Genomic DNA, 24484 nt, shown 5'->3' with positions numbered 1-24484 from the left:
CTCCCTCCCTGCTCATGGTTTCACGGTCACTTGCGGGCCGAAGCCATCGCCAGTACGGAAGGTTGGCAGTGCGGCGGAGTTGACGTAGCGCACACCATCCCAGCTCGGCAGCGGTGTCGGCATCAACTGCAGTTGCCCGGGTTTCTCAAGGTCCCAACGCAGCAGCATCGAGTTGTCCTCATGCTGGGTGTTGTGACAGTGCTCCATGTAGGTCCCGGCAAACTCGCGGAAGTTGATCGCCATCTCGACGCTGTCCAGCCCGTCGGCTTCCGAACCGATGCGGTAGACGTCCTTGCGCGCCCATTTTTCCCACTCTGGCGGCGCCTTGCCGCCACGGCTGAGGATGATCCCCTCCTCGAAGTGCACGTGCACCGGATGGCTCCAGCCTTTGCCGCCGGCCTTGATGTTCCACACTTCCAGGGTGCCGATGCCGCTGACCCCGGCGTCGGTCGGGCCGCTGGCGAGTTTGGTCGAGGCATTCAACCGGCGCGGGTCCATGTGGAAACCGAAACCGCCATCGGTCTTGATCGTCCACGGCGCTTCATCGGTGCCGTCGGCGCGACCGAAGATGAAGGTCCGGTGCAGCGCCTTGGCGAGCAGGGCCTTGTCGGCAGCGTTGTCGCGGTGGATCTTCAGCGGAATCATCACCATGCCTTCGGCCTTGCCCGGTTTGGCCGGTTCGTAGGCCGCCGGGTCCATGGCCAGGTCCTGGCCGGTGAACGCCTTGACGTTGAGCTGCAGAACCTTGCCCACCACCGGGTCACCCTTGTCCCACTGCGGCCCCTTGCTGGTCTGCTTGATCACCGGCAGGTATTTCTCGGAAAGCACATCGGCCAGCGAGATCACCTCTTTCGGACCTTTGCCGTCGTCCTGGGCTTGCAGGTTGACGAAGAACACCTTGTCACCCGGTTTGATGCCGTTTTTCGCGAAGTTGACGATGATGTCGAACCGCTCGGCGATGCCCTGGGTCGGCAGAATCGCGTTGTGGTTCTGCTTGTCGCCGTCGGCATCGAGGTCCATCGAACCGTCGAACGGCACGCTGTGCTCCATGATATTGCCGTCGTTGGCAATCATGTGGAACGGCACGCGGGTGTACGACACACCGGAGTTTTTCGGCCCCTGGAATTCGCCGCCGCTGCCTTTGACTTCACGCACCAGCGCGAGCTTGAAGTAGCGCGACACCGAACCGTTGAGGATGCGGAAACGATAACTCCGGGCCCGCACGTCGAGGGTCGGTTTCCATTGCCAGTTGACCAGCACCTGATCGCCGATGAAGCCGTCGGTGTTGAACGGGTTGAACCACAGCTGACCTTGCTGATCCCAGGCCTTGTCGGCGAACACCAGGTTGACGTCGTAGTCGCGGTTGCCCCACGGCAAGGCGCTGCCACTGGGGAAACGCAGGTTGACGCCGTCGTTCACCGATTCGTTGCCACGGTCCAGGGCGCTGTAGTAGTTCATCATCGCCGCGTTGCCCTTGTAGACGTTCTGCGCGGTGAAATCGAGCATGTGGTCGTGGAACCAGTGGGTGCTCATGGTTTCGCGCCAGTCGCCGCGAATCTTGATGGTGCCGTGGTCGCAGGTCTTTTTCGCAGGCTGAATATCGTTGACCCACAGGGTTTCCCCCGGTGCGCACGGGAACGCCGCGCGTGGGTCTTCAGCCTTGGTGTTGATGCTGTCGTAACCGGCGAGCTGGATCGGCCAGCGATAGTCGTAGTACTGGCCGGGGAAGAAGAACGCGTTGGCATAACCGTCGCTTTCCGCTGGCGCGTGGCCGTTGTGCTCGTGGGTGGTGATGGTGTGCAGACCGAAACCGCGGTTGGCGGAAGGATCGATCGGCAAGCCGTTGTAGTGACGCATCAGCACCGGTTGGCCGTAGCGCACCATCAACAGTTTCGGCGGCAGCGTGCCGTCGAAGGTCCACACCGAGTTGTGGTCCTGCACCGGCATCGCCGGGTGGAACCGTGGGTCGACACCCTTGGCCGTGCCATCGGTCGCCGGCACGCCCGCGACGTTGTGGTACAGACCGCCGGGGCCAAATTCGCCGACGGCATAACCGTGCATCTGCCGACTGTCACGCAGGCCGCCGTTCAGGCGCGCACCGGTCTGCACGGTCTTGTAGGCCACTTGCGGGTAGAACTCGTTCCAGCGCTGATGGGCCCAGCCTTTTCCCGGTGGCCGGCCTTCGGCAGACGAACCGATGTGACGGTTGAGGAACAGTTCGATCTGCGCCTGCCACGGGTTGCGGTCAACCGTGTTGGCGAACTGACTCGGAAATGGCGTGAGCCCCGGTTGACGCAGGAATGCATCCAGCGCCGTACCGGGAGGTGCGCTGCGAGCGATGTTGTTCGGGTCTTGCGCCGGCGCCGGGCCGATGGCCGCCGGCGGAAAACTCAACGGCGCGGCCGGTGTGGTCGGGTCGAGCTTTTCCGGGCCGAACTCTTCGAACAGCACCAGTTGCTGAGTGAACGGCTGGGCCCCGTACAGCGGGCTCGGCTTGCCGTTGGTGGGGTAATTGAAACTGGTCTGGACGGTGGGCGGCAGGATGTTTTCCGTGCGCGTCGTGTTCCGCGTGCCTTTGATCCCATCAGGCAGATCGAAAGAGTCTTCGTTGGCCTCGGGCATGGTCAGGATCGCGTTGAGCGCACCGGCGCGATCTGCGGGCTCGTCGTAATAGGCCGACGGGTCGGAAACTTCCGGCTGGTTCTCGTCGTCGATCGGGCTCGCTCGGACCGCGGTCATCTGGCCGAGGGTCAACATCAGAAAGACGCTCAGTGGCGTCAACAGGAACAGCTTTTTGGGGTCACGCATTGCTCTGTCCATCACCAGCCGCCTCATCTAAGGAAGGGGTGATGGTGTTTTGCAATTACCTCGCCAAAAAATCATTTCCATTTGTTACAGGGACTTGCACGCGCTGTTGCATTCCCCACTCCCCGGTGACCGGGGCCTGACACCCACTGCTGGGGGAAAGTTCACCCCAATTTACTGAATGAGCTGAAACGCCAGACGAACGGTGGTGCCCTCGCCTTCGCGGCTGTCCAGGCTCACGCCGCCACCGAAGCGTTCCATGATCCTTTTGACCAGCACCAGCCCCACGCCGAGGCCGCCCTGCTTGGTGGTGAAGAACGGCCGGAACGCCATGCTGCGCTGTTCCTCGTTCATGCCTTTGCCGGTGTCGCTGAGCATGACGCTCACGCCACGGCTGTCGCTCGGTTCGAGGGTGATGGTCAGCGTGCCGCCCTTGTCCATGGCCTCCAGCGCATTGGCCAACAGGCTGTTGAGGATTTGCGTGAGCTGGATGGGTTGGCTCAGCACCATCGGCGTTTGCTGGGGATGAAACACCACGTGCACGCCGGCCTTGGCGATCTGCTGCTCGAATGCCATCAGGCTGTCGTGCAGCGCTGCCACCAGATTTACCGGTTCCGGGTCGTCATTGAGCGGTCGCAACGATTGCAGCAGTTCGCGCACCCACTTCGACATGCGGTCGACCTGGCCGATGATGTCCTTGATGTTTTTCTGCGCCGGCCCCGCGTCGAACTCCAGCGCCAGCTCGGCGCTGGAACGAATGGTCGCCAGCGGGTTGCGCAGGCTGTGAGCCACCGCCGAAGACATCTCGCCCAGCGCGACAAAGGTTTCGTTGGCGATCAGTTGTTTTTGCTGGGCCGCCAGCAGAATCGCCGCCCGCCGCACGATCCAGTACAGCCCCAGGTAAATCAGCCCGCCGCCCAGCGCGGTGGCCAGCCAGATCAGCGTCAGGCCGCGCTCCATGCGGGCGATCAGGTCTTTCGGCTCTTTATAGATCTCGACCATCGCCGTGACGTTCTTGCCCTCGGCGTCGAACAGCGGGATGTAGTTTTCGATGAAGATGTATTCCGGCGGCACCACGAACTTTTGTTCTTCACGGGCCTTGTCGACGTCGTGATAACTGGCCGACACCGGGATCTTTTCATCGAAGGCCCGGTCGAGGTCTTCGTCGGCATGAATGCGGGTGTTGGTCAGCGCCGGGTTGGTCGACCAGATCACGGTACGGTCCGGCGCATAAATATTGGCGAGGATCACGTCCGGCAAATGCTCGATGTGATCGAGAAATTCGCCCCGGGCACTGGCCCGGGCCGCCGGGTCGACGTCGGGAAAGTCCTTGTCCTGGCGCGGGTCGAGCAATTCGCCCATGGTGCGGACATTGGGAATCGAAACGTGGCGCACCTCCGCCGCCGCAATCGCCTGGATGAACTGTGCGGTCAGCAAGGCATCGCGCTGCACGCTTTCTTCGATCACGAACCGTGTCGACACCGCCCCGAGCGCCACGGCCACGGTGCCGATCACTGCCATGCTGATCAATGAAAACCAGCGCAACAGGTTGAACGGCTGCTTGCGCGAGTTCAGCCGCTGGCTGCCCTCCTCGATCGGTAGCGATTTTGACTGCATGTTCATGGCGGCGACTTCCCGATACGTCCCTATAGGGTTATAGCCCACGGTTGGGTGTTTGCCCGGATACGGGGGGGAATGCAAAGGTCATCAGTCCCCGAAATCCTGTGGGAGCTGGCTTGCCAGCGATAGCGGACTTCCAGTGCCCAAAGTAGTGACTGACACGACGCTATCGCTGGCAAGCCAGCTCCCACAGTTTTTTGTGCAGCGCCCGCCCCACAATCCCCAATGCTGGGGGATGTCGCCCTATCCACGCTGTCTCCACAACCTGCTCGCCAACGCTTGAACCCTTGCACCACGGGCGTTTGCGGCCGGTTGGCCCGTCGTTGGTATGGAAGTTGTAAAGCCCTCTGCAACTGACCCATCCCCAAGGGGCAGGTACTTTGATAGAGGGATTAACTCATGCACCCTTTACTGTCCAAAACCGCGACCGTCCTGGTCGTGAGCGCCTTGGCCCAGGGCATTGCCCAGGCCGCTCTGTTCGCCGTCGATCCGGGTCCCTACACACCGGCCAATGGCGGTTTCGCCAGCTGGTATCAGGACACCCACGGTCGCACCCTGGATCTGTGCCTGTCCAAAGCACTCAGCTCCCGCGTGCCGAGCACCCCGGGCGCCCCGTCGTACATGTGCTCGCTGCTGCCGACCCCCGGCGTGTTCGATGACGCGCAGCCGATCGTGTTCCCCACCAACTTCCCCGATGAAGCGTTCTGGTTCACCGGCGAGACCTCGCTGGTCGATGCCGCGCGCGGAATCAACCTCGGTTACGTGAGCGCCGTCGAAGCCGCGTTCGCCGCCGAAGAGCCGGTGGAAGGCGATCAGGTGAGCTTTGCGCGAATTCGTATCCGGGTCGATGTGCCGACTGCCGGCACCTACGTCATCACCCACCCTTACGGGGTCGATGTGTTCAACGTCGACACCCCCGGTCGCCGCGCCATCAACATGACCCGCGACATCGGCATCGGCACCCCGCAAACCTACGACGGCGCGCTCAAGGGCGACATCGGTCCGTTCCTGCGCAGCGTCAACGGGCCGTACACCGAGACCAACCCGGTGAGCGGCGCGGCCGAGCAGTTTGTCGGCGACCCGAACCTCAACGAAGCCGTGACCGGCAGCCCGTTCAACACCAACTACGTGCGCATCGAAGGCCCGGGCGGCATTGACCTGCGCACCACCACCTTCGCCGTGTCCGGCAAGTTGTCGACGGTGGTGCGGCCGACCCCGCTGATCCCGCAGCGCAGCACCTACTCGCGCAAACCGGGTGACAGTGCGCCGGTGGCCCAGCAAGACGTGTTCGTCCAGGCCCCACCCGCGCCGGGCACCGCCGCCATCACCAGTAGCACCCCGGTGGTGAACATGAAAGAAGCCGACAGCACCGGCAGCTGGTACGCGCAATCGGCGGTCAACCCGACCTTGCCGACCGTGCTGCAAGTGACCGCCGACAACCACCTGGCGATCGCCACCAGCTCGCCCACCACCCTGCCCATGACCCTGACCGACCTGGTGGTGATCCAGCGCGCCGAGTACAGCCTCAGTTCCGGGCAATTGACCGTGGTGGCCTCGACCAGTGACGAAACTTCGCCACCGGTGCTCACCGCCACCTCCGGCACCGGCGCCGCCATCGGTGCGCTGGGCGGTGACGGCGCGGTGAAAACCCTGGCCACCGGGATCACGCCGATTCCACCGGCCAAGGTTCGGGTGACGTCGTCCAACGGCGGCAGCGATACCGAAGAAGTGGTCATCGTGCAATGAACGCTCACATGCCCAGATCCGCATCAGGAGGCATCATGAACAAGTGGCCACGCTTCGCGCTCAACGCGCTCGGGCTGACAATCTCGCTGACCGGCAGTGCGTTCGCGCAACTGGCCGCCGTCGATCCCGGCCCTTACACCTTCGCCACCGGGAAATTCCCGATGTGGTACCAGGACAACAACCTGCTGTCGATGGAGCTCTGCCAATCGCGCGCCGCCAGTTCGCGGGTGCCGGTCAGCACCCCGCCGGCGTACATGTGCACCCTGCTGCCGGAACCGGGCGTGTTCGATGACACCCTGCCGATGGTGTTCCCCGACAACTGGCCGCCGGAAGCTTTCTGGTTCCTGGCTGAAACCGCGATCCCCAACAACGGTGCCGGTTTCGGCGTAGACGCCTACGTCGCCGGCATTGAAGCGGCGTTCGCCTCGGAGAATCCGGTCGATGGCGATCAGCAAAGCTTCGCGCGGATCCGTATCCGGGTGAACGTCCCGGTGGCCGGCACCTACACCATCACCCACCCGTACGGCGTTGAAACCGTCAACGTCACCACGCCGGGCCGGCGGGCGATCAACATCACCAAGGACATCGGCATCGGCGCGCCGGGCAACTTCAGCGGTGCGCTCAACGGCGCCATCGGCCCGTTCCTGCGCAGCATCAACGGCCCGTACACCGAAGTGAACCCGGACACCGGCGGCATCGAAACCTTCGTCGGCGACCCGAACCTCACCGAAGCGGTGACCGGCAGCCCGTTCAACACCAACTTCCTGCGGATCGATGGTCCGTCGGGCGCCGGTTCGATTCAGACCAACCTGTTCACGGTCGCCGGCAAGGTCCTCGACAACCGTCAACAGACCCACGTCGCCATCGACCGCGCCACCTATCGCCGGACGTCGGCCGGTGTGCGCGCCGAGGTGTTCGCCAAGGCTGACAGCAGCACGACCCTGTGCTTCCGCGAAACCCTGGCGTTGCTGCCCGGCCCGCCGCCGACGCCGTGCCAGACCAGTCTGCTGGGTGACAACAACGGGCTGTTCTTCGGCCAGCGCCTGGGCAACGGCACCCTGCCGTCGGTGGTGGTCGTGACCGCGACCAACCCGGCCGGCACCACCCGTCCGACCGCTGTCTCGGCCAAGCTCACCGACGTGGTGAAAATCCAGACCGCCCGCTACAGCTGGGCCAACCACAGCCTGCTGATCGAAGCCACTTCGACCGATGAAGTCGCGGTGCCGGACATGGTTGCCCAGGGCTACGGACGCCTGTCGAAAACCGGCACCCTGCAAAAAATCACCGTCGCCGACCTGACCCAGCCTCCGGCCACCGTCACGGTCAAATCCGCCGCCGGCGGCAGCGACACCGAGCCAGTTGTGGTGGTCGGTGCAGCACCGGACACTGGTGAAAACCAGGCGCCACTGGCCAACGCCGATACCGGTAGCACCAGCTTCGGCGTGCCGATCACCCTCAGCCTGCTGACCAACGACAGCGACCCGGACAACAACGTGCCGCTGACGATAACCGCGTTGACTCAACCGGCCGCAGGCCAAGGCACCGTCGCGCTCAGCGGCACCACCTCGGTGGTCTACACCCCGCCAGCCGTGGTGACCACACCGCTGACCACGACCTTCACCTACAAGGCGCAAGACAGCAAAGGCCTGGCCTCGGCCAACCCGGCGACCGTGACGGTGACCGTCGCGCCTAACCGGCCACCGACCGCCGTCGCCGACAGCGTCGCCACATTGGGTGTCGCAATCCCGATCAACGTCCTGGCCAACGACACCGATCCGGAAGGCAACACACCGCTGGGCGTCGCCAGCCTGACCCAACCGCCGGCAGGACGCGGCACGGTCAGCACCGACGGCACGGTGATCACCTACACCCCACCGGCCACCGTGACCACGGCCTTCACCACGACCTTCACCTACATCGCCCGGGACAGCTTCAACGCCCAGTCGACGCCGGCGACCGTCACGGTGCAAGTATCGCCACGGCCAGCAGCGGAAACCTTCACGATCACCACTTCGACCGTGCAGGCCCGTTCCGGCGGCCGCTTCAACTGGGACTTCGCCGGCACCTCGTCGGTGACCACCGGCAACACCATCACCGTGCAGGTCACCACCCCGACCGGGTTGGTAACGCTGGGCACTACCACGGTACCGGTGACCGGACGCTGGCGGCTGACGCTGAACAACACGCTGGTCGTGCCATCAGCCAACCCGACCGCCACCATCCGTTCGTCCCAGGGCACCGTTCGCACCATCTCGGTGACCACGCTCTGAGCCCACGCCCCACCCAACCCACACCGCCAGGCGCGGGGTGGGTGGGGCTGACTCAGCCGCGATTCCGGATTTGAGCAACACACAACACAGGACAACGCCATGAACACGCCGACCGCCGCCCTGCTTTGCCTGCTCGCCCTGTGCGTCAGTGCGGGCGTGCGCGCCGACGACCTGATGGAAAACGATGACCTGGCGCCCAACAGCGCCGATCTCGGCGAACTGCCACCCCCCGTGGGCCAGCAAGCCCTGATCGACCAGAACGGCCAGGTCAACCTCGCCCTGCTCTCGCAGAACGGTCAGTCGCTGCTGGGCAAGATCGTGCAGTCGGGTAGCAATCAGGAGGCGTACATCCTGCAACAAGGCAGCGACCTGATGGCCTTGATCACGCAAAACGGCTCCGGCAACGCCGCGTCCATCACGCAAACCGGCAGCCACAACCGTGCGCAGATTTCGCAAAACGGCAACAACAACGACGCCAGCATCGAGCAGGCCGGCACGGGGCTGCAAAGCGCCGTGACCCAGTCGGGCAACGGCATGAGCGTTTCGGTCAAGCAATATCGCTAAGCACTGCAATCATCGGAGAGTTCATCATGTTCAAACTGACGCCCCTCACCGCCGCCATCCTGGTCATGATCAGTGCCCAGGCGATGGCCGACGACAGCATTTCCACCCAGAGCCAGCTCGGCACCGCCAACATCGCCAACGTCAAGCAGACCCAGGCCCCGTTCAGCACCGCCACCCAGACCCAACTGGGCCAGGGCAACGACGCCGCCGCCGTGCAAGACACCGCCACCAGCGTCATCACCCAGGACGCGGTCGGCGACTACAACGCCGGTTACGCCGAACAGCTTTACGAAGACAACAGCACCATCACCCAGCAACAGGTCGGCGCCTTCAACACCACCCACGCCAGCCAGTCCCTCGGTTTCGGCGCCGGCAACCAGGCCCTGCAACAACAGCAAGGCACCGGCAACTTCTCGTTCGTCTATCAGGACTCGCAGAACGGCAGCGAAGGCAAGACCTTCCAGTTCGGCGACAGCAACGAAGCCAACATCGAGCAATTGTACGAAGGCACCGGCAACAGCTCGGTGATCACCCAGTACGGCACCGCCAACTACGGCACCGCCGAACAGGTACTGCACAACGGCGGCCAGATCGGCATCAACCAGGCCGGCGAAAACAACTACGCCTACGGCGACCAGCGCAACGGCACCGGCGGCAACATCACCATCAACCAGTTCGGCAACCTCAACGGCACCGAAATCTGGCAAGACTCGCAACTGGCCAGCCAGGCCACCGTCAACCAGTACGGCGACAGCAACGAAACCGTGGTCGACCAGAGCTTCGGCGAAAACAACACCGCCGCCGTCACCCAAGTCGGCAACACCAACGCCATCTATGCCGACCAGTTCGAATCGGTCAACTCGACCCTGGCCCTGTATCAAGTCGGCAACGGCAACGTGCACTTCACCTACCAGAACGGCGACAGCCACACCCTCAACGCCACCTCGGTGGGCAACGACAACAAGGTCTACGCCAGCAACTGGAAAGGCCCGCAACTGGGCGGCCAGTTCGGCAGCAGCCAGCGCGCCACCGTCACCCAGGCCGGCAACGGCAACATCGCCAGCTTCAAACAGGACGGCATCGGCCACATCATGACCACCAACCAGACCGGGACTGGCAACAAGACCACGGTCAGCCAGGCGGATTCCTACAACGAGCTGTACTTCGATCAGAACGGCAGCGACAACATCCTCATCGCCGACCAACGCGGCACCACCAACCTGGTTCAAGGCTCATCGAACGGCTCGGGCAACAGCGCCGAATTCGATCAATCCGGCACCGGCAACCAGGCGTACACCGCGCAGCTGTATGGCAGCGACAACATGATCACCGTGAAACAGGCTGACACCATGAACGTGGCGTATGTAACCCAGGGCGGGACGGGGAACATTGCCAATGTGGATCAGAGCGGGATGACGCAGACCGCGACGATTCAGCAGTTTGGGTCGGCTAACCAGGCGACGGTATTGCAGCAGTAAGTGTTGGGTGTTGAAAAACCGCGATCTTGAGGTCGCGGTTTTTTTTGCGCTGACGCTTGAGTGGCGTCCTACGGAAAACGGAACGTTTTCAGAAATTCGGGGAGTTTTCTGACGAATTCTGGCGGTTGGCCGTCGGAAGTGCAGGCTCTAGGATTTGCCGGGACAACTTGATCCCCATGGAGCTTGGCCTACATGCAATTCATCCAGACAGCGACGACAGCGATACCGTTACCGAATAGACTTCCAGGCACCCAACCCGGAGGTTCCATGATCGACCCGTCTTTGATCGACCCACTGTGCCCGGTTGTTTCGGATCTTGGTCCTGAAGAGCAGGCTGCGAGTTATGACCGTTGGTTTCGGGCCGAAGTACAGGCCTCTCTCGATGATCCGCGTCCGAGTATTCCCCATGAGCAAGTGATGGAGGAAATAAACGCCTTGATGGAATCAATGCGCAAAAGCGCTGATGCAGATTAAGTGGCGACCCAAGGCTCGGGTCGAACTCTCGAAAATACTGAAGTACATTGGCGAGCGAAATTTTGTAGCGGTGACAGCACTTCACAAGTCAGTCGTAAAAACTACATCTGCGCTTCCTTGGCATCCACACCTGTATCGCAAAGGTCGCTCTCCCGGCACTCGGGAGATTGTGGTGAGCCCGAACTATCTCGTCGTTTATCAAGTGGCGGACCGAATTGAGATTGTGAGCATCTTGCATGCGCGTCAGGAATACCCTCGACGCGACCCCAGTTAAAATCGCGTCCTCGTCTCAACACAAAAAACCGTGCTTCCCGTGGAGATACGGTTTTTTTGTATCTCAGTACTCAGCTACTTGAGATGAAACATGCGATTTATAGCGGCTTGAGCCTTCTTGCCGTCTGCAACGCAACGCACTTACCTCGCCTCATGCTTTCTTCGTTTTTCCTCCATCAGGGCCGACATTTCAGCCAAAACCTGCTCATTCGGAATGCTGGGTCGTGGGTCATCGATTGAAGCCTGTACTTTGGCAATCAACCAGCGGTCGTAGCTGGCGGCCTGCTCTTCGCTTTCGAAGTCTGAAACGATTGTGGAGATCAGGGGATCCATGGTGACTCCAATTTGAATGTGGAAAACGCGACCCCAATCCTGGGTCGCGTTTTTTACAGGGAATATGCTGGATCAGTCCTTCACTCGACGTGATTCAAGGCCTGATCTAAGGCAGTTCACCCAATATGGCAATCTGCGCGACGCCGGGCGCAGTCTTACAAGGCTCTGGCATCCCGGCGGTTGCCAAAGAGAAATCACCTTAAGGGTGAAACCATAATAAGCAGCAATTCTTTATTTCGAAGAGTTCTAGTTTACTGTCACTTATGACAGGTTCTATTAAACTTAAAAAAACTTACCGTACGTCCTCATCCTCCAGACTGGAACCGACACCATGGATAGCACTTCAGCACAAACACAACTGAAAAATATTGGAGTGGGGAACAAAGTACTTCTTAAAGGAAAGTTTGATTTCCCTACACGCAATACTGAACGATGCCAAGAGATAGTCTCGATAGATAAAAATTCCGTATCAATTAAAAGATCACTTAACTTAAGCGGTGAAGACGAGATAATTACATACGATAAAATCGATGAAATTAGCGCTTCGCACCCCGATGAGAGCAATTACCCTGCCCCCGACTTGGACAATCCCAATTTGAACCCCGTTAAAGTCTGAACATTCCCGACCTGGACAAACAAAGGCTCGAAATGAGAAACCATGCCGACAGGGTGTTTTTTGTATAAATAAAAAATCTGCCCGACTTTAGATCGCGCCTTCCTTCGAAGGCGCGATTTTTCTTCGGAGGCAAAACATTGCCAGCCTATATATGAATACTGAGCTAATTAAACTTTCAACTCGACGTGATCTAGCGCCTGGTTCACTGCCAGTTCACCCAGCATGAGGATCTGCGCGATGCCGAGGGCGGTTTTTCGGTGGGCGGGGTCGAGGGTGGCGGCGAAGTTGTTGAGCATTTCGCTGGCCGAGCCCAGGGATTCGCTGGCGTTGGCAAGCAGGGATTCGGTGTTGTAGGCCGGGTTGGCGAGGTACATCGGGGCGGGTTCGTTGACGCTGCCCATGATGTGGGCGCCGGGGCAGAGGTAATGATCGAGGGCGCGTTCGGCGGCTTCGTGGAGTTTTTTCGAGTTGACGGAGGTGTATGGGGAGGTTGGGTCGGTTTCGAGGTTGGCTTGGGTTTCGGGTGGGTTTGGCGTTGGTTTGAACATGGTGAATCTCCGATCCTGAAATGAAGCTGGCCCATTCGGTTTCCGAACGAAAGGGTGGCAGCTGTACGCAGGCTGGAAACCCGGGGAACGGAGAACCCGGTTGACCCGAAGGTCTCCCGCGCACAGCCGCCATAACGGAGTGCACACTTTTCAAGGTGCGCAAGCATACGTTATGAAAAGCGCTTGTGCGCTCGGTTCTAGTCGGGGTTTCCAATCCCGATCGCTGAATTGGCAGCGACCGAAACAGGCTAGAGCCCGCGCTTCCGACGGACAACCTGAAAACCTTGTGGGAAGGATCGGCAAAACCGAAACAACTTTTAAACATTCGAGAATGGGACGCGGAGCGTGCCGGGCTGCATTCCCACGCGGAGCGTGGGAACGATCAAAGCAAAAGCAGTCCGCTTTTCGCTTTTCGCTTTTCGCTTTTCGCTTCTCACCACTCAACACAATGAGCGTTAGCTCGAGTACCGCTTTTGATCTCAGGGCCCGTCGGAAGGCTGAGTGGAGGGATTGATCCGGGGGTGGGAGCGCAGCGACCGTGCGGCGAAGCCGCATGCATCGAGAGGAGGTGCAGCGAAGCAAACCGTAGGCGATGCCCCCGGATCGATCCCGGAGCGAAGGAACCCGAGCCACAGCGAGGGCCGAACGTCAGGGTAAAGCCTTTTGGGTTACCTTTTCGGCGTTTGGAAAAGGTGACTCGCCGTCAGGGCGAAACCCTAAGCAGCCGTTACCGCAGAAATGGATATGTACCCAGCCAGAAAGCCCCCCATCGACTGACCGGACGCCATCGCTGGCAAGCCAGCTCCCACAGGGTTCCGGGTACATTCGCAATAACGCCCGCGTCTGAAAAATAGCCATCGCCAGCAGGCTGGCTCCCACAATTTGAACCGGATACATCAGCCAGAACCTGGTCGGCCCGAAGGCCGCCAAGTTCACTCAGCCTCCGGATCAATCTTGTTCTGAGTCAGGTACCGATTCAAAACATCATCCTGACCCGGGGTAGAAGCATCCCCCGCCACCTGCCAAAGATGCCGCTCAATCCCCTGCGCCACCATATGCCCCACCGCCGCCTCAATCGCCGAAAGCACACACAACTGCGCCGGCTCATTAGTCGTATACCCGACCTCAGCCTCAAGCAACTTCTTGAACTCGATAAACTTGAAAATCCCCGCACTGCGCGCCACCGAATAAATCGTCTTGCTCGTCATCACATTCGCCAACACCTGCCCGCTACGCACGTCCACTGCCCGCAAATTCACAGTCACCTGATCCACCCGATACTCACGGGACAGATCAATCCCCAGATACCGCGCCCCTTCCCCACCGCTACGCACGTTAGTGTCATAAGCGATGATCCCGCCCTCGAGCATCATGTTCGCCGCCTGCAACGGTGGCAGCTCACCCTGAATGTTCACCGGCGTATTCGGCTTCTTCTGCGAAGCCCGAATGATCTTGCGTTCAGTCAGCAGGTTCTGCAGTCCCTCGCGTTCGAGCACCACAAACCAGCCGCTGGCCTGCATGGCGTCCATCAACATCGACGCCGCGCCCTGGGTGACGCTGGTGGAAAACGAACTCGCCGGCGTCGGTTTGTACTGCCCGGTCTGGTCACGGAAGCCGTACACCACCGCCATCAGCCGGCCCTTGGGTCGCGGCATTTTCAGCAAGTCGTAGTAGGTCGAGGCCCTGGGGGTCAGGGTCGGGGTATCGGTGTCCTGCTCGGCCGGCATCGGCTCGCGCAGACTGCACCCTTGTAATGCTGCCAACATCAGCCCTAGCGCGATAATTTTTTTCATGTCCATCACTCCCCGGAACCGTCATCCCGTCATGGGTTGAGGCCGTTCACCTGAATTTCGGAAACTTCGCCGCTCGCTCGGTCGGTCACTTCAATCGTGAGAGCCCCCGAGTCATCAACGACGTTGACGATAAAAGCGTCGGTGGACAGGCTCCCCGTGTTGCCGGTGGAGATGTTGTCCAGCAGTTGCCCTAGCAACCGCGACTGCAATTGACTGGTGAAGCGTTCGAGTGCCGAAGTGCCGGCCACCGTCGAGCGTTTCTTGAGGTCCGGATCGTCGTGGTCGTTTTGCGCCTGGGCGTTGTTGAGCAGCCAGGTGCCGTTGAGCGGGTTGCCGCCGAACGACGGATTGACTGGCGTGTAGACCAGTTCGGTGGCCTGGACGGCAGCGGCGCTGGCAAGCCCGATCAACAACCCCGAGATCCAGAATCCGCTGCGCCGTGAGAACGTTGTCGTGTTCATAGTTCGTCCTTCTCAAGGTCGGTGGTGTCCTGCAACAAGGCTTCCAGCTTGCGCCGGACGACCTCCAGTCGAACCGAGTCGGCGGCCTCGTAGGCCTCGTCCTTCAGTTCCACGGTGTTCGGCGGCAGGAAGCGCCGATACACCAGGCGTTGTTGATACTCGACGGTCACAAGGCTCCCCCAGCGTGCGTCGGGGCGCTCGCGCACCACCAGGTTGAAATCCATGCGGCTGGTGTCGCGCAGGCGCTCGCTGAACGAGTAGTAAAAGTCGTGGCCGATGTGCGAGATCGTGTCGTCGACGATAAAACCCATCATTTCGTCTTCTTCGCTGGCGCTGGCGAAAGACGCCACGGCCGCGAGGATCAACGCGCACCACACGTGGCGGCTCATGGCTGCAACGCCTGCGGCAGAGCCGACTGGCCTTTGGCAGGGCCGTTGGCGCCATCAAGGAAGGCTTTCTCGGCCACGAACTGCCAGTCCGAATAACGCTGCATGCCTTCGAAATCCGACCACTGCGACGGGAAGTCCGCCTGCTTCAACGGCACCTCGGTGGAGGCACTGTTGATGCCGGTGATGCGTCCGTCGAAACCCCGTTGCAGTGCCCATTCGCCGCCGCCGATCGGGTCCGGATAGAGCTGGCGCAGGTGGTGGCGGGCTTCCGGAAAACGTTCGTCCTGCAGCAGGTCGACCAGCTCTTTCGGGTACTGCGCCAGGCCCGGCGAGCTGCGGTAGTAGCTGCGCAGCGCCTGGGCGTACTGGGTGCCGACCCACAGCAGTTGCTTCTCGCGATCGCGGCGCGACACGGTCGACCACAACTCGCCGGCACTGGCCAGGCCCATGCCCATGATCACGATCAGGAACAGCACGCCCAGGTAGGTGAACCCACCCTGCTCCACGTGCTTACCACTCGGAATACTGGCTGCCATCACGCGCCCTCCCGGTAGCTCCGCTCTTGATGTCGGCGACGCCGCCCGCCACGCCGTCCGGCGGAGCGATCAGCACCCATTGGTCATTGCGTTCGGTGATCGGGTCCAGCGGCGCATTGCGCAGGTAACGGGTTTCCACCAGTTGTTCGATGGAATCGGGATAGCGCCCGGTGTCGCCGTAGTAGTGATCCAGCGCCTCGCGCATGGCCGACAGGCTCTGGTGCAACGTGGTCTCTTTCGAGGCTTCGAGGCTGTTGAAGTAGCGCGGCAAGGCGATGGTCATCAGGGTCGCGATGATCGCCATCACCACCATCAGCTCGAGCAAGGTAAAACCCTTTTCCCGGCGCATGAGAATCACCACTCGCGGTACGCGATGCCGTTGAGGCCCTTGCCCCGGGCGTGGGAGTAGACGTCGAACACGTCCTCGCCATCGCGCGGGTTCTGGGCCGAACTGTTGTAGGCCCGCAGGCCCCAACCGCCGTTGTCGTCACGTTTGGCCGGCACCAGCGGATCCCGCGGTATCCGGCGCAGAAAGTAGAACTTCGCACCCTTGGCACTGCGCACGTCGCGCACGCCTTCGACCAGCACTTTCAGGTTCGGCGGATAGCCGCTGCTGTTCAGGGATTTCTCGATGTAGCCGGCATCGAAGGCACGCTTGTAGGCGTCGATGCCATCGCGAATCTGATACAGCGCGGTACGCAGTTCCTGCTCCTTGCCACGCCGTACCAGGGTCTCGGTCAGCGGCGCGGCCATGCCGGCCAGCAGGCCGATCAGGGCCAGCGTCACCACGACTTCGATCAAGGTAAAACCGCGCTGGGAGGCGTTCATGATCAAGGCTTCTCGACGGTAACGTGAGTGGTTGCCACGGCCGCTTCACCGACTGCACGAGGCTGCGCGGCAGGCGCCGGCATGGTGTAGTTCTGCGAACGGTCAGGCGCCTGGATGTGCATGCTGGTTTCGGTGCCGGTCGGGAACTCCATGTCCGACGGGCTCTGGTACGGCAGGTTGCGCACGATCCGTGGGGTGATCGAGAGCACCAGCTCCGATTTGCCGATGGTGTCCTTGTTGCTGCCGAACAGCCGGCCCAGACCCGGAATGTCGCCGAGGCCCGGAATCTTGTTGCCGGTGGCGCCGTGGTCGTTGCGCATCAGTCCGGCGAGGATCTGGGTTTCGCCGTCATGCAGGCGCAGCGAGGTCTGGGCGTTGCGGGTATCGACCTGCACCGGGATCGTCCCCTGGCGGGTCGGTTCCAGCGGCGTGGCGTTACTCACTTCCAGGGCGATCTTGATCGCCACTTCGTTGTTCAGGTGCACGGTCGGTTGCACTTCAAGCTTCAGACCGACGTCGAGGTAGGTAACGCTTTCGGTGATCACCGGGCCCTGGGTCGACGGCACCGAGGTGGCGCTGATGATCGGCACACGCTGACCGATGTGGATGCGCGCCTGTTCGCGGTTGCTGACGCGGATCACCGGGCTGGCCAGGGTGTTGATGTCGTTGTCCTGCGCATTGATCTTGGCTTGCGGCGACGGCGAGATCGAAATCCGGCTGGAGTTGATGCCCTTCAGTTGATCGAGAATGGTCACCGCCGAACCGTCGCTGTTGACCACACCGAAAGTGTTCGGCCATTGCAGGCCGAGGTCGAGAATGCGCTGGGTGGCGACTTCCATCACTTCCACTTCCAGCACCACTTCGGGGTTGGACTGATCTTGCGATTGCAGGAGTTTCTCGGCCATGCGCACGGCGTCTTCGGTGTCGCGCATGGTCAGGGTATTCAGGCGTTCGTCGACGAACACGTCGCGGGTCTTGAGCATGGTCTTGATCATGTTCAGCGCGGTGTTGGCGTCGATGCTGGTCAGGTAGAAGGTGCGCATCACCAGCTCTTGATAGTCCTTCAGCTTCTGCGGCGAGTCCGGAAAGATCAGCAAGGTGTTTTCGTTCACCACTTTCTGGTGCAGCTGGTTCTGTTGCAGCAGCAGTTGCACGGCGTCTTCGATGCGCACGTCACGCACGAAGATCGTGGCTTTCATGTCCGGGCGCAGGTCCTTGTCGAAGATGAAATTCAGGCCGGCGACCTGCGACAGCACTTCGAAAATGGTCTTGAGGTTGGCGTCGCGAAACTCCAGGGTCACCGGGCGATCGAGCCGGGTGCGCAGTTGCGGGTACTGGATCACGTTGCGGCTCTGCACCAGACGGATGTTGCCTTGCAGCTCCAGCGCACCGTCGTTTTTCGGGTCGAGTTCGAGGATCTGTTTGACCTGACGGTCGGCGCCGTAGATATCGCCCCGGCGCAGGTCGCCACGGGCCAGCTCCAGTTTCTCGTCCATGCTGCGCAGGTAGTCGAGCTGGCGCAGGGCATCCTGGGCGCGGCGGTTGTTCGGCTCGATGGTCAGCACCCGGCTGTAGGCGGTGCGGGCCGAGGCGAAATCGCGGCGGGCGCGGTCGGTGTCACCGGAGGTCAGCAGCGCGGTGATCGCCTTGGCCCGGCCGCTGTTGAGCAGCAGGTGCAGCTCGGTGTCGCGCGGATTTTCCCGCAAGCCTTCCTCGATCCGGGCCAGGCCCGCCTCGTACTGCCCCTGATCGATCAGGTCGGCGGCTTCCTTGTTGGCGACCTGCGCGGAACTGCACGCGGCCAGCCCGGCACACAGGCCGAGGCTCATCAGCAAACGGGATCTGTTCATTGCGTACTCCCCACAGACAAGGTCTGCGACAAATGCAAAGGCAGGTAGACCAGGCTCAGTTCCACATCGGAAATCGCCGCAATCTTCCAGGTGTCGTCGATCACATCCCCGCTGCGCACGACGTAGATTTTCTCGCCGTCCTGCAAGAACACCTGCAGGTCGCTGCGGTCATGCAGCCTGCCGACGAACTGAAACGGCACCGGTGGCAGGCTCGGGGCTTGCACCACCGGGGTCGGGTTGATCGCTTGTTCGGTGACCGTCGCCAGGGTCGGCGCAGCCTTCCAGGATTTGCTCGCAAACAGGTCGCCGGCCGGGCTCAGGTCCTTGATCGGTGTTGCATTGGCCTTGGTGCTGCTGGCGGGCAAGGCGCCACGGGCAGTGGCTTTTGCCGGGCTGGCCACGGCGACCTCGGTCGAATCCGCTTCGTCGCTCGGCGAGAAATATTCCGGCAACCAGGCCAGCGCCGCCGCCACGCCGAAGAACGCCACCCAGCCGGTTATGCGTTTGGTGTCCATCACGACCTCGACAGGTAGAGGGTCATACGGATCCGGCCGCTGAGGTCGGTGTCGGCAATCTTCTTGCGTTGAAACTCGACGTCTTCGACCACCACCGCCGGCAACTGGCCGAGCAAGGCGTGCAGGAAACGGCGCAGTTGCGGGTAGCTGCCACGCACCGGCAACAGGATCTGATAGCGCGCCAGATGGGTCTTGGGGTCGACGCCGAGGGCGTATTCACCGCGCGCCAGGGTGATGTGTTCCTGCGCGGCCAACGCGTAAATGCGGTCGATGGCGACGGTGGCTTGCGGCTGGGCCGGCAGCTTGTTACGAAAATCATCCAGCTGACGTTGCGGCACCACGGGCGGCGCGATGCTGCCGTCCTCGACCTTGGCCAGGTATTCGGTGGCTTCCTGGGTTTGTTGGCTGAGCTGTTGCAGCGATTGCCAGCCCGGCAGCAAACCGCCGAGTGCCCAGGCCAGCGTGACCAGCAGCAGCGCCAGACCGGCCAGGCCCGGAACGCCGAGGCCTTGCAGGTATTCGTGAACGATCAGTCTAGGGATTCGCATCGCCTATCTCCCAGGTCGCCGACAGGTTGAATTGCACCGGTTGCTCCGGCGATTTGACGACGATTTCGTGGCTCAGCAGCGACACGTCGGACAGCTCGTCACTGGCCTCCAGCCGTTTGTGGAAATCCAGCATCGCTTGCAAATCCCGCGCCTCGGCGCTGATCCGCACCTGGCCCTTGCGGGCATCCGGGGTCAGGGTCAGTAAGGCGATGTCGTCGCGCGGCATGGCTTCGAGCATGGCGAACAGGCGTTCCCAGGGGCGACGCAGTTGCTGCGAGACCTTGCGCATTTCGGCGAGGTTCTGCGCCTGCTCGCGGGTTTCCGCCGGGCTCAAGGTTGTCTTGCTGCCGCTGTCGCCGGTGAGCTGGCGCTGGGTGTGTTGCAGGTGACCTTGCTGTTGTTCGGCCTGATCGCCGAGGTGCTGCTGCACGCCGAAGCACACCAGCGCGAGAATCACGCCACCGCCGAGCAGGCTCCAGCCCAACGGGCCGGAACGCGGACGAGGCTGGAAGTCGAGGTTCAAGGCGCGCATGTCAGGCCACCGCCCGGGACATGACGTACAAGGCGTCACGCACGGTCATCGAGTCGTCTTCGAGGGTGCGCAGATGCACCCCCGCCACATCCGGTTGCGCATCGAGGCGCGCCGGGGCGTGCAGATAAACGTTGAAGGCGCGTTCGCTGGTGGAGGCTTGCAGTTGCCGTTCACGACCGATCAGCGCGCTGAGTGCCGCGTCGCTGTCGCTGCCGCCCACCGAGCGCACCGACGACCAGCGCCCTTCCCTTGCCAGCAGCAACACGCTGCGTTGCGGTTCGGCGACGATGAACAGGAAGTCGCCGGCGTCGAGGCTTTTGTCGAAGCGGTTGAACGCGGTCATCAGGTACGGCTGCACAGAACGCAGGCGCAGGCCGCGACCCGTGACCAGCGTGCGCAGACGTTCCAGCAAATCCTGCGGCAAGGCGCTGGCGATCCGGTCATGCCCGGCCGGCTCGGCGGACAGCACCAGGCTCCACGGTTGGGTCGGGGCGCCGAACAGGTCTTCGAAGCACAGTTGGGCGAAGCCACGCAGTTCGTCAGGGCTGCTGATCTGCTCGCTCCATGGCACCAGGCAGAAGCGGCTGAAGTGGCCGGAGATCACCACACTCAGCTCGGCACCGGCACGGGTGTGTTCGCCGAGCAAACGGTCGAGGGTGTCCAGCGCCACCGCGTAGCTCTGGAAACTTTCGTCGATGTAGCCGACGCTGCCCAGCCACAGGGTGTCGCTGCCCCGGCGCTGGCCGAGGCCGACACCGCTGGCGCCGAGCACGGCGATAAATTGATCACGCGATAAAAGTGACACGATTGATCTCCTCCAGCGTGGTCCGACCGTGCTCCACCAGCTCCAGCGCCGATTCGCGCAACAGGCGCAAACCACGGGCGCAGGCCAGGGCTTTGATCTGGGTAATGGGTTGGCGCTCGACGATCATCTGGCGCAGTTCGTCGTCCAGGTGCAGCAGCTCGGCAATCGCCGTGCGGCCGCGATAACCGCTGCCCCGGCAGTGGCCGCAGCCCTTGCCGTGGACGAAGTGGTAGTGATCGACTTTCTGTGGGTCGAGGCCCGAAGCGCGCAGCTCTTCATCGCTCGGGTTGACCGGCGTGCTGCAACTGCTGCACACCAGCCGGATCAGGCGCTGGGCGAGAATCGCGTTGAGCGCCGAGACCAGGCTGTAGGGGTCGATTTCCATCTGGGTAAAACGGCCGATCACATCGAACACGTTGTTGGCGTGAATGGTGGTGAATACGAGGTGACCGGTGAGCGCCGACTGCACGGCGATCTGCGCGGTGTCCGGGTCGCGGATCTCGCCGACCATGATCTTGTCCGGGTCGTGACGCAGGATCGAGCGCAGGCCGCGGGCGAAGGTCAGGCCCTTTTTCTCGTTGACCGGAATTTGCAGCACGCCCGGCAGCTGATATTCCACCGGGTCTTCGATGGTGATGATCTTGTCCACGCCGTGGTTGATCTCGGTGATCATCGCGTACAGCGTGGTGGTCTTGCCGCTGCCGGTGGGGCCGGTCACCAGCACCATGCCGTAGGGTTCGGCAGCCAGGCGACGCAACTGGCGCAGGGTTTCGTCTTCAAAGCCCAGCGCTTGCAGTTGCACGCCGCAGACCTTGTCGGCCAGGTCCTGTTTGTCCAGCACCCGCAGCACCGCGTCTTCGCCGAAGATGCTCGGCATGATCGACACCCGGAAGTCGATCTGCCGGCCGCTGATGCCGATCTTGAAGCGACCGTCCTGCGGTACGCGTTTTTCGCCGATGTCCAGTTCGGCCATGACCTTGACCCGAGAGATCACCTGTTCGGCGAATTCGTTGCCCTGGATCTTGCCGATGTTGTTCAGCACACCATCGATCCGGTACTTGATCACCAGGCCCTGGCCGGTGGTGCCGAGGTGGATGTCGCTGGCGTGCATTTTCAGCGCGTCGTACAGGGTCGAGTTGACCAGTTTCACCACCACGCTCGAGTCTTCGCTGATGCTGGTCAGCGACAGGCTTTGCAGGGTGTCGGTCTCGCTGCCGGCGTCGGCCTGAGCGTTGAGCGATTCCACCGCGTGGAAGCTTTCTTCGTGGCGGGCCAGATAGGCCTTGAGGTCGTCGGCGTGCACCAGATACAGCGGCGCGCCGTGCAGGCATTCGTCGATCCAGGCCAGGCGCGACGTGTCGAAGGGGTCGGCGAACACGCCGATGACTTCGTCGTTGTGGCGCAGCAGGATGAATTCACGTTTGAGGCATTGCGCGAGGGTGACCCGGTCGAACACCGGGGTCGCCAGAAACAGCGTGTCGGTGTCGAGCACCGGGTAATGCAGGGTGGCGCCGAGGCTGGCAATGAACGGCATTGGCGCCAGTTCGCAGAGTACGGCCAGCGCATCAAGCACCCGTTCCCCGGACGTGGTGGCCCGTGCCCGGGCCTGGGCCAGTTGCTCACTGGAAAAGCGTGGCGGGGTCTGTGCCTCCTGTGGAGGATTGACCGACAGCGGTTCGACGACAACGGACAGACGATCCATGGCTTGCTCTCCAACACCCGGGGCTTGAGGCCCTGACGGCGCGGGAGGCGAATTCGGCGAGTGCCGGAACGTCTATCGCGCCATTACTCCCCGGTGAGCATTTGATCGTCGTCCGGTGCCATGGCCTCCGACCTGTTTCGTCGGCGGTCCGCCAGCACCCAACTGCCATCGTACAACTGCAACGGGAAGCTCTCGGTCCTGCTCTGGCGTCGTTCGACGAAGCCTTCGGATGGGCTCGCACCGGGTTTCGCTTCGCGCTGGATCCCCAGAAGGTCGCAGACAGCTCGGGCAAGTTCCGCCAAAGGAAACGGTTTGAACAGGATGTGACTGACCCCCAGTTGCCGCGCCCGCTCACAGACTTCAGCGGTCGGGTGACCCGTTATCAGCACGAAATGACACGTCCTATTCTGGCGAACCGCGTCGAGCACCTCGAACCCTTCCATATCGGGCAAGCGGTAATCGAACACCAGCACGTCGGGGGCGAAAGTCTCGGCCTGGCCGATTCCGTCTGCGCCGTCATGTGCAATCCGGACTTCCAGCCCTTGCGCCGACAGATAATCCTGAAGGTTCTGTGCAAGCAGCTGTTCGTCTTCGACAACCAGTACTTTGTTAACCAAGGTGAACTCCTTGCAGCTACAGATCCCGAAAGCGGAGCCTGCTGGAGTGCGCCTCACAAGAGGTAACGCACACTTCATGCCAGGCTGAGTGCCGGTAATTTTTTGTCTTCATGTCCTTGAATTGAGTGGAAATGCCCGCTCGTCCCGGTACCCCGTTCCCCAGAAACGGGGAAGCACCTGAATGGGCATCGAAGCCATTCCCCACTATTGGGGGGGAACCTTCAGTCGTCGTCAATTCGTTCGATCCTGTTCTCTGCCCGTAATTGCGCGAGCACCTGACGACGAGCCTGGGTCTGTTGCTGTCGGGCGAGGTACGCCCTGACTGTTTCCAGCCCTTGCTCCTCTGGGACATCGGCCGCCTCCTTGTGGTTCTCGACAAAAATCAAATGCCAGCCGAACGGTGTGCGCACCGCCGTGCTGACTTCGCCAGGCTTGAGGGCAAACGCCGCCGTTTCAAACGCCGGCACCATCTGCCCACGGGCGAAATACCCCAGATCCCCGCCCTGGCTGGCGGTGACATCTTCCGATCCCGATTGGGCGACGCTAGCAAAGGTTTGCCCCCCTGCGATAGCGGCACGCAACTCTTCCAAGCGTAGTCGCGCCGCTTCAACCGTGGTGGCATCGGCATCGCCGGCAACCTTGATCAGAATGTGCCGGGCCTGCACCTGCTCCGGCGCGCCCATTTCAGCGCGGTGTTCTGCAAAAAACGCCCGCACCGTTTGCTCGTCCGGGGCCTGGACTTGGGTCAGTTCGGCAAACATCCGCTGCGCCGCCAGTTCGCGGTGGGTGTACTCGGTGAACGAGGCCTCATCGAAACCGGCGTCCTGCAAACGCTGGAGGAATTTATCGGTGCCGCCGATGGCGGTGCGGGTCTGCTCGACCTGTTCGCGCACGGCTTGCTCATCGATTTTCACCCCGCGCTTGCGCGATTCCTGCCAGAGCAGTTCCTTGTCGATCAGCGTGTCCAGCGCGGCCTGACGCAGTTGTTTATAGGCCTTGGGATTGCGGATGCTCGCCACGGCGCGGCCCTGATCTTCCAGGTACTCGGCGAAAAAGCGTTCCAGACGAAACTCGGAAATCACCTCGCCGTTGACCCGGGCGGCCACCGGTTCATTGTTCGCCAGCGCCACCGGCAACCAGCATGTCAGCAGCCAACACAGGGTTTTGAGCTTCATGATCAG

General features: G+C 61.8%; 25 protein-coding genes. 7 read left to right on the top strand and 18 right to left on the bottom strand.

Annotated features, from left to right (window positions below):
* Nucleotides 1–12: 12 nt before the first annotated feature.
* Together M5G18_RS12150 and M5G18_RS12145 are read right to left on the bottom strand one after the other, a co-directional pair.
* The gene (locus M5G18_RS12150) at nucleotides 13–2820 is read right to left on the bottom strand and encodes a multicopper oxidase domain-containing protein (protein WP_273899790.1); all 2808 of its coding nucleotides are present in this window, start codon (nucleotides 2818–2820) and stop codon (nucleotides 13–15) included.
* Nucleotides 2821–2979: 159 nt separating this feature from the next.
* Nucleotides 2980–4428, bottom strand: a complete 1449-nt coding sequence (locus tag M5G18_RS12145) for a sensor histidine kinase (protein ID WP_273899791.1) — start codon at nucleotides 4426–4428, stop codon at nucleotides 2980–2982.
* 396 nt (nucleotides 4429–4824) lie between these two features.
* On the opposite strand from M5G18_RS12145, the gene M5G18_RS12140 reads away from it, so the two are divergent.
* The 6 genes from M5G18_RS12140 to M5G18_RS12115 all read left to right on the top strand — a co-directional run bounded on the left by M5G18_RS12140 (nucleotide 4825) and on the right by M5G18_RS12115 (nucleotide 11231).
* Nucleotides 4825–6171, top strand: coding sequence for a hypothetical protein (locus tag M5G18_RS12140; RefSeq protein ID WP_273899792.1), 1347 nt, complete (start codon nucleotides 4825–4827; stop codon nucleotides 6169–6171).
* A gap of 35 nt (nucleotides 6172–6206) precedes the next feature.
* Nucleotides 6207–8441 (top strand): Ig-like domain-containing protein, encoded by a 2235-nt coding sequence (locus M5G18_RS12135; RefSeq protein ID WP_007956151.1) that lies wholly within the window; start codon nucleotides 6207–6209, stop codon nucleotides 8439–8441.
* Nucleotides 8442–8540: 99 nt separating this feature from the next.
* Nucleotides 8541–9005, top strand: coding sequence for a curlin (locus tag M5G18_RS12130; RefSeq protein WP_007956150.1), 465 nt, complete (start codon nucleotides 8541–8543; stop codon nucleotides 9003–9005).
* Nucleotides 9006–9031: 26 nt separating this feature from the next.
* Complete coding sequence (locus M5G18_RS12125; RefSeq protein ID WP_007956148.1) at nucleotides 9032–10483, top strand: curlin; 1452 nt, start codon at nucleotides 9032–9034, stop codon at nucleotides 10481–10483.
* 267 nt (nucleotides 10484–10750) lie between these two features.
* Nucleotides 10751–10957 carry a type II toxin-antitoxin system RelB family antitoxin gene (relB, locus tag M5G18_RS12120; RefSeq protein WP_150693397.1) on the top strand — a complete coding sequence of 69 codons (207 nt, stop codon included), beginning with the start codon at nucleotides 10751–10753 and terminating at the stop codon, nucleotides 10955–10957.
* On the top strand, nucleotides 10947–11231 hold the full coding sequence (locus M5G18_RS12115) for a type II toxin-antitoxin system RelE/ParE family toxin (RefSeq protein WP_273899793.1): 285 nt from the start codon (nucleotides 10947–10949) through the stop codon (nucleotides 11229–11231). The genes relB (M5G18_RS12120) and M5G18_RS12115 overlap by 11 nt, the downstream gene beginning before the upstream one ends.
* Before the next feature lie 140 nt (nucleotides 11232–11371).
* Here the strand turns inward: M5G18_RS12115 and relB (M5G18_RS12110) are convergent, their stop codons facing one another.
* A complete protein-coding gene (gene relB, locus M5G18_RS12110) occupies nucleotides 11372–11563 on the bottom strand; it encodes a type II toxin-antitoxin system RelB family antitoxin (RefSeq protein WP_273899795.1) in 192 nt (63 codons plus the stop codon).
* A gap of 331 nt (nucleotides 11564–11894) precedes the next feature.
* Between relB (M5G18_RS12110) and M5G18_RS12105 the strand changes: the two genes are divergently transcribed.
* A complete protein-coding gene (locus M5G18_RS12105; protein ID WP_273899796.1) occupies nucleotides 11895–12179 on the top strand; it encodes a hypothetical protein in 285 nt (94 codons plus the stop codon).
* 167 nt (nucleotides 12180–12346) lie between these two features.
* Here M5G18_RS12105 and M5G18_RS12100 read toward each other — a convergent pair whose 3' ends face one another.
* The 15 genes from M5G18_RS12100 to M5G18_RS12030 form a co-directional block, all read right to left on the bottom strand.
* Nucleotides 12347–12727: a DUF6124 family protein gene (locus M5G18_RS12100; protein WP_273899797.1), complete on the bottom strand. Its 381-nt coding sequence runs from the start codon at nucleotides 12725–12727 to the stop codon at nucleotides 12347–12349.
* 932 nt (nucleotides 12728–13659) lie between these two features.
* A complete protein-coding gene (locus M5G18_RS12095; RefSeq protein WP_273899798.1) occupies nucleotides 13660–14520 on the bottom strand; it encodes a CsgG/HfaB family protein in 861 nt (286 codons plus the stop codon).
* 29 nt (nucleotides 14521–14549) lie between these two features.
* Nucleotides 14550–14981 (bottom strand): curli assembly protein CsgF, encoded by a 432-nt coding sequence (locus M5G18_RS12090; protein ID WP_007956141.1) that lies wholly within the window; start codon nucleotides 14979–14981, stop codon nucleotides 14550–14552.
* On the bottom strand, nucleotides 14978–15370 hold the full coding sequence (gene csgE / locus M5G18_RS12085; RefSeq protein ID WP_039769043.1) for a curli production assembly/transport protein CsgE: 393 nt from the start codon (nucleotides 15368–15370) through the stop codon (nucleotides 14978–14980). Before csgE ends, M5G18_RS12090 begins: the two co-directional genes overlap by 4 nt.
* A complete protein-coding gene (locus tag M5G18_RS12080) occupies nucleotides 15367–15906 on the bottom strand; it encodes a type II secretion system protein (protein ID WP_273899799.1) in 540 nt (179 codons plus the stop codon). Before M5G18_RS12080 ends, csgE begins: the two co-directional genes overlap by 4 nt.
* The gene (locus M5G18_RS12075) at nucleotides 15881–16255 is read right to left on the bottom strand and encodes a type II secretion system protein (RefSeq protein WP_007956137.1); all 375 of its coding nucleotides are present in this window, start codon (nucleotides 16253–16255) and stop codon (nucleotides 15881–15883) included. The genes M5G18_RS12080 and M5G18_RS12075 overlap by 26 nt, the downstream gene beginning before the upstream one ends.
* Nucleotides 16256–16260: 5 nt before the next feature.
* Nucleotides 16261–16734 (bottom strand): type II secretion system protein, encoded by a 474-nt coding sequence (locus tag M5G18_RS12070; protein ID WP_007956136.1) that lies wholly within the window; start codon nucleotides 16732–16734, stop codon nucleotides 16261–16263.
* Nucleotides 16735–16736: 2 nt separating this feature from the next.
* Nucleotides 16737–18584 carry a secretin N-terminal domain-containing protein gene (locus tag M5G18_RS12065; RefSeq protein WP_085607708.1) on the bottom strand — a complete coding sequence of 616 codons (1848 nt, stop codon included), beginning with the start codon at nucleotides 18582–18584 and terminating at the stop codon, nucleotides 16737–16739.
* Nucleotides 18581–19099, bottom strand: coding sequence for a hypothetical protein (locus tag M5G18_RS12060; RefSeq protein WP_273899800.1), 519 nt, complete (start codon nucleotides 19097–19099; stop codon nucleotides 18581–18583). The genes M5G18_RS12065 and M5G18_RS12060 overlap by 4 nt, the downstream gene beginning before the upstream one ends.
* Nucleotides 19099–19647 carry a GspMb/PilO family protein gene (locus M5G18_RS12055; protein WP_011333432.1) on the bottom strand — a complete coding sequence of 183 codons (549 nt, stop codon included), beginning with the start codon at nucleotides 19645–19647 and terminating at the stop codon, nucleotides 19099–19101. Before M5G18_RS12055 ends, M5G18_RS12060 begins: the two co-directional genes overlap by 1 nt.
* Nucleotides 19634–20179 carry a PilN domain-containing protein gene (locus tag M5G18_RS12050; RefSeq protein WP_273899801.1) on the bottom strand — a complete coding sequence of 182 codons (546 nt, stop codon included), beginning with the start codon at nucleotides 20177–20179 and terminating at the stop codon, nucleotides 19634–19636. The genes M5G18_RS12055 and M5G18_RS12050 overlap by 14 nt, the downstream gene beginning before the upstream one ends.
* A gap of 1 nt (nucleotide 20180) precedes the next feature.
* Nucleotides 20181–20984 carry a hypothetical protein gene (locus M5G18_RS12045; RefSeq protein ID WP_273899802.1) on the bottom strand — a complete coding sequence of 268 codons (804 nt, stop codon included), beginning with the start codon at nucleotides 20982–20984 and terminating at the stop codon, nucleotides 20181–20183.
* Nucleotides 20965–22686, bottom strand: coding sequence for a GspE/PulE family protein (locus M5G18_RS12040; protein WP_273899803.1), 1722 nt, complete (start codon nucleotides 22684–22686; stop codon nucleotides 20965–20967). The genes M5G18_RS12045 and M5G18_RS12040 overlap by 20 nt, the downstream gene beginning before the upstream one ends.
* An 83-nt stretch (nucleotides 22687–22769) precedes the next feature.
* Nucleotides 22770–23303, bottom strand: coding sequence for a response regulator (locus M5G18_RS12035; RefSeq protein WP_085607714.1), 534 nt, complete (start codon nucleotides 23301–23303; stop codon nucleotides 22770–22772).
* 221 nt (nucleotides 23304–23524) lie between these two features.
* Entirely contained in the window at nucleotides 23525–24478 is a 954-nt protein-coding gene (locus M5G18_RS12030; protein ID WP_273899805.1) for a peptidylprolyl isomerase, read from the bottom strand.
* Nucleotides 24479–24484 lie beyond the last annotated feature (6 nt).

The organism is Pseudomonas aphyarum, from assembly GCF_028657055.1.
Classification (GTDB): Bacteria; Pseudomonadota; Gammaproteobacteria; order Pseudomonadales; family Pseudomonadaceae; genus Aquipseudomonas; species Aquipseudomonas aphyarum.
The sequence above is the reverse complement of the archived record's forward strand: the minus strand, read 5'-3'. Positions and strand labels throughout refer to the sequence as shown.

Excerpts from the sequence above, each read along its gene's own strand:
- M5G18_RS12150 (WP_273899790.1), bottom strand. The coding sequence starts at position 2,820 with ATGGACAGAGCAATGCGTGACCCCAAAAAGCTGTTCCTGTTGACGCCA.
- M5G18_RS12145 (WP_273899791.1), bottom strand. The coding sequence starts at position 4,428 with ATGAACATGCAGTCAAAATCGCTACCGATCGAGGAGGGCAGCCAGCGG.
- M5G18_RS12140 (WP_273899792.1), top strand. The coding sequence starts at position 4,825 with ATGCACCCTTTACTGTCCAAAACCGCGACCGTCCTGGTCGTGAGCGCC.
- M5G18_RS12135 (WP_007956151.1), top strand. The coding sequence starts at position 6,207 with ATGAACAAGTGGCCACGCTTCGCGCTCAACGCGCTCGGGCTGACAATC.
- M5G18_RS12130 (WP_007956150.1), top strand. The coding sequence starts at position 8,541 with ATGAACACGCCGACCGCCGCCCTGCTTTGCCTGCTCGCCCTGTGCGTC.
- M5G18_RS12125 (WP_007956148.1), top strand. The coding sequence starts at position 9,032 with ATGTTCAAACTGACGCCCCTCACCGCCGCCATCCTGGTCATGATCAGT.
- relB (WP_150693397.1), top strand. The coding sequence starts at position 10,751 with ATGATCGACCCGTCTTTGATCGACCCACTGTGCCCGGTTGTTTCGGAT.
- M5G18_RS12115 (WP_273899793.1), top strand. The coding sequence starts at position 10,947 with ATGCAGATTAAGTGGCGACCCAAGGCTCGGGTCGAACTCTCGAAAATA.
- relB (WP_273899795.1), bottom strand. The coding sequence starts at position 11,563 with ATGGATCCCCTGATCTCCACAATCGTTTCAGACTTCGAAAGCGAAGAG.
- M5G18_RS12105 (WP_273899796.1), top strand. The coding sequence starts at position 11,895 with ATGGATAGCACTTCAGCACAAACACAACTGAAAAATATTGGAGTGGGG.
- M5G18_RS12100 (WP_273899797.1), bottom strand. The coding sequence starts at position 12,727 with ATGTTCAAACCAACGCCAAACCCACCCGAAACCCAAGCCAACCTCGAA.
- M5G18_RS12095 (WP_273899798.1), bottom strand. The coding sequence starts at position 14,520 with ATGAAAAAAATTATCGCGCTAGGGCTGATGTTGGCAGCATTACAAGGG.
- M5G18_RS12090 (WP_007956141.1), bottom strand. The coding sequence starts at position 14,981 with ATGAACACGACAACGTTCTCACGGCGCAGCGGATTCTGGATCTCGGGG.
- csgE (WP_039769043.1), bottom strand. The coding sequence starts at position 15,370 with ATGAGCCGCCACGTGTGGTGCGCGTTGATCCTCGCGGCCGTGGCGTCT.
- M5G18_RS12080 (WP_273899799.1), bottom strand. The coding sequence starts at position 15,906 with ATGGCAGCCAGTATTCCGAGTGGTAAGCACGTGGAGCAGGGTGGGTTC.
- M5G18_RS12075 (WP_007956137.1), bottom strand. The coding sequence starts at position 16,255 with ATGCGCCGGGAAAAGGGTTTTACCTTGCTCGAGCTGATGGTGGTGATG.
- M5G18_RS12070 (WP_007956136.1), bottom strand. The coding sequence starts at position 16,734 with ATGAACGCCTCCCAGCGCGGTTTTACCTTGATCGAAGTCGTGGTGACG.
- M5G18_RS12065 (WP_085607708.1), bottom strand. The coding sequence starts at position 18,584 with ATGAACAGATCCCGTTTGCTGATGAGCCTCGGCCTGTGTGCCGGGCTG.
- M5G18_RS12060 (WP_273899800.1), bottom strand. The coding sequence starts at position 19,099 with ATGGACACCAAACGCATAACCGGCTGGGTGGCGTTCTTCGGCGTGGCG.
- M5G18_RS12055 (WP_011333432.1), bottom strand. The coding sequence starts at position 19,647 with ATGCGAATCCCTAGACTGATCGTTCACGAATACCTGCAAGGCCTCGGC.
- M5G18_RS12050 (WP_273899801.1), bottom strand. The coding sequence starts at position 20,179 with ATGCGCGCCTTGAACCTCGACTTCCAGCCTCGTCCGCGTTCCGGCCCG.
- M5G18_RS12040 (WP_273899803.1), bottom strand. The coding sequence starts at position 22,686 with ATGGATCGTCTGTCCGTTGTCGTCGAACCGCTGTCGGTCAATCCTCCA.
- M5G18_RS12030 (WP_273899805.1), bottom strand. The coding sequence starts at position 24,478 with ATGAAGCTCAAAACCCTGTGTTGGCTGCTGACATGCTGGTTGCCGGTG.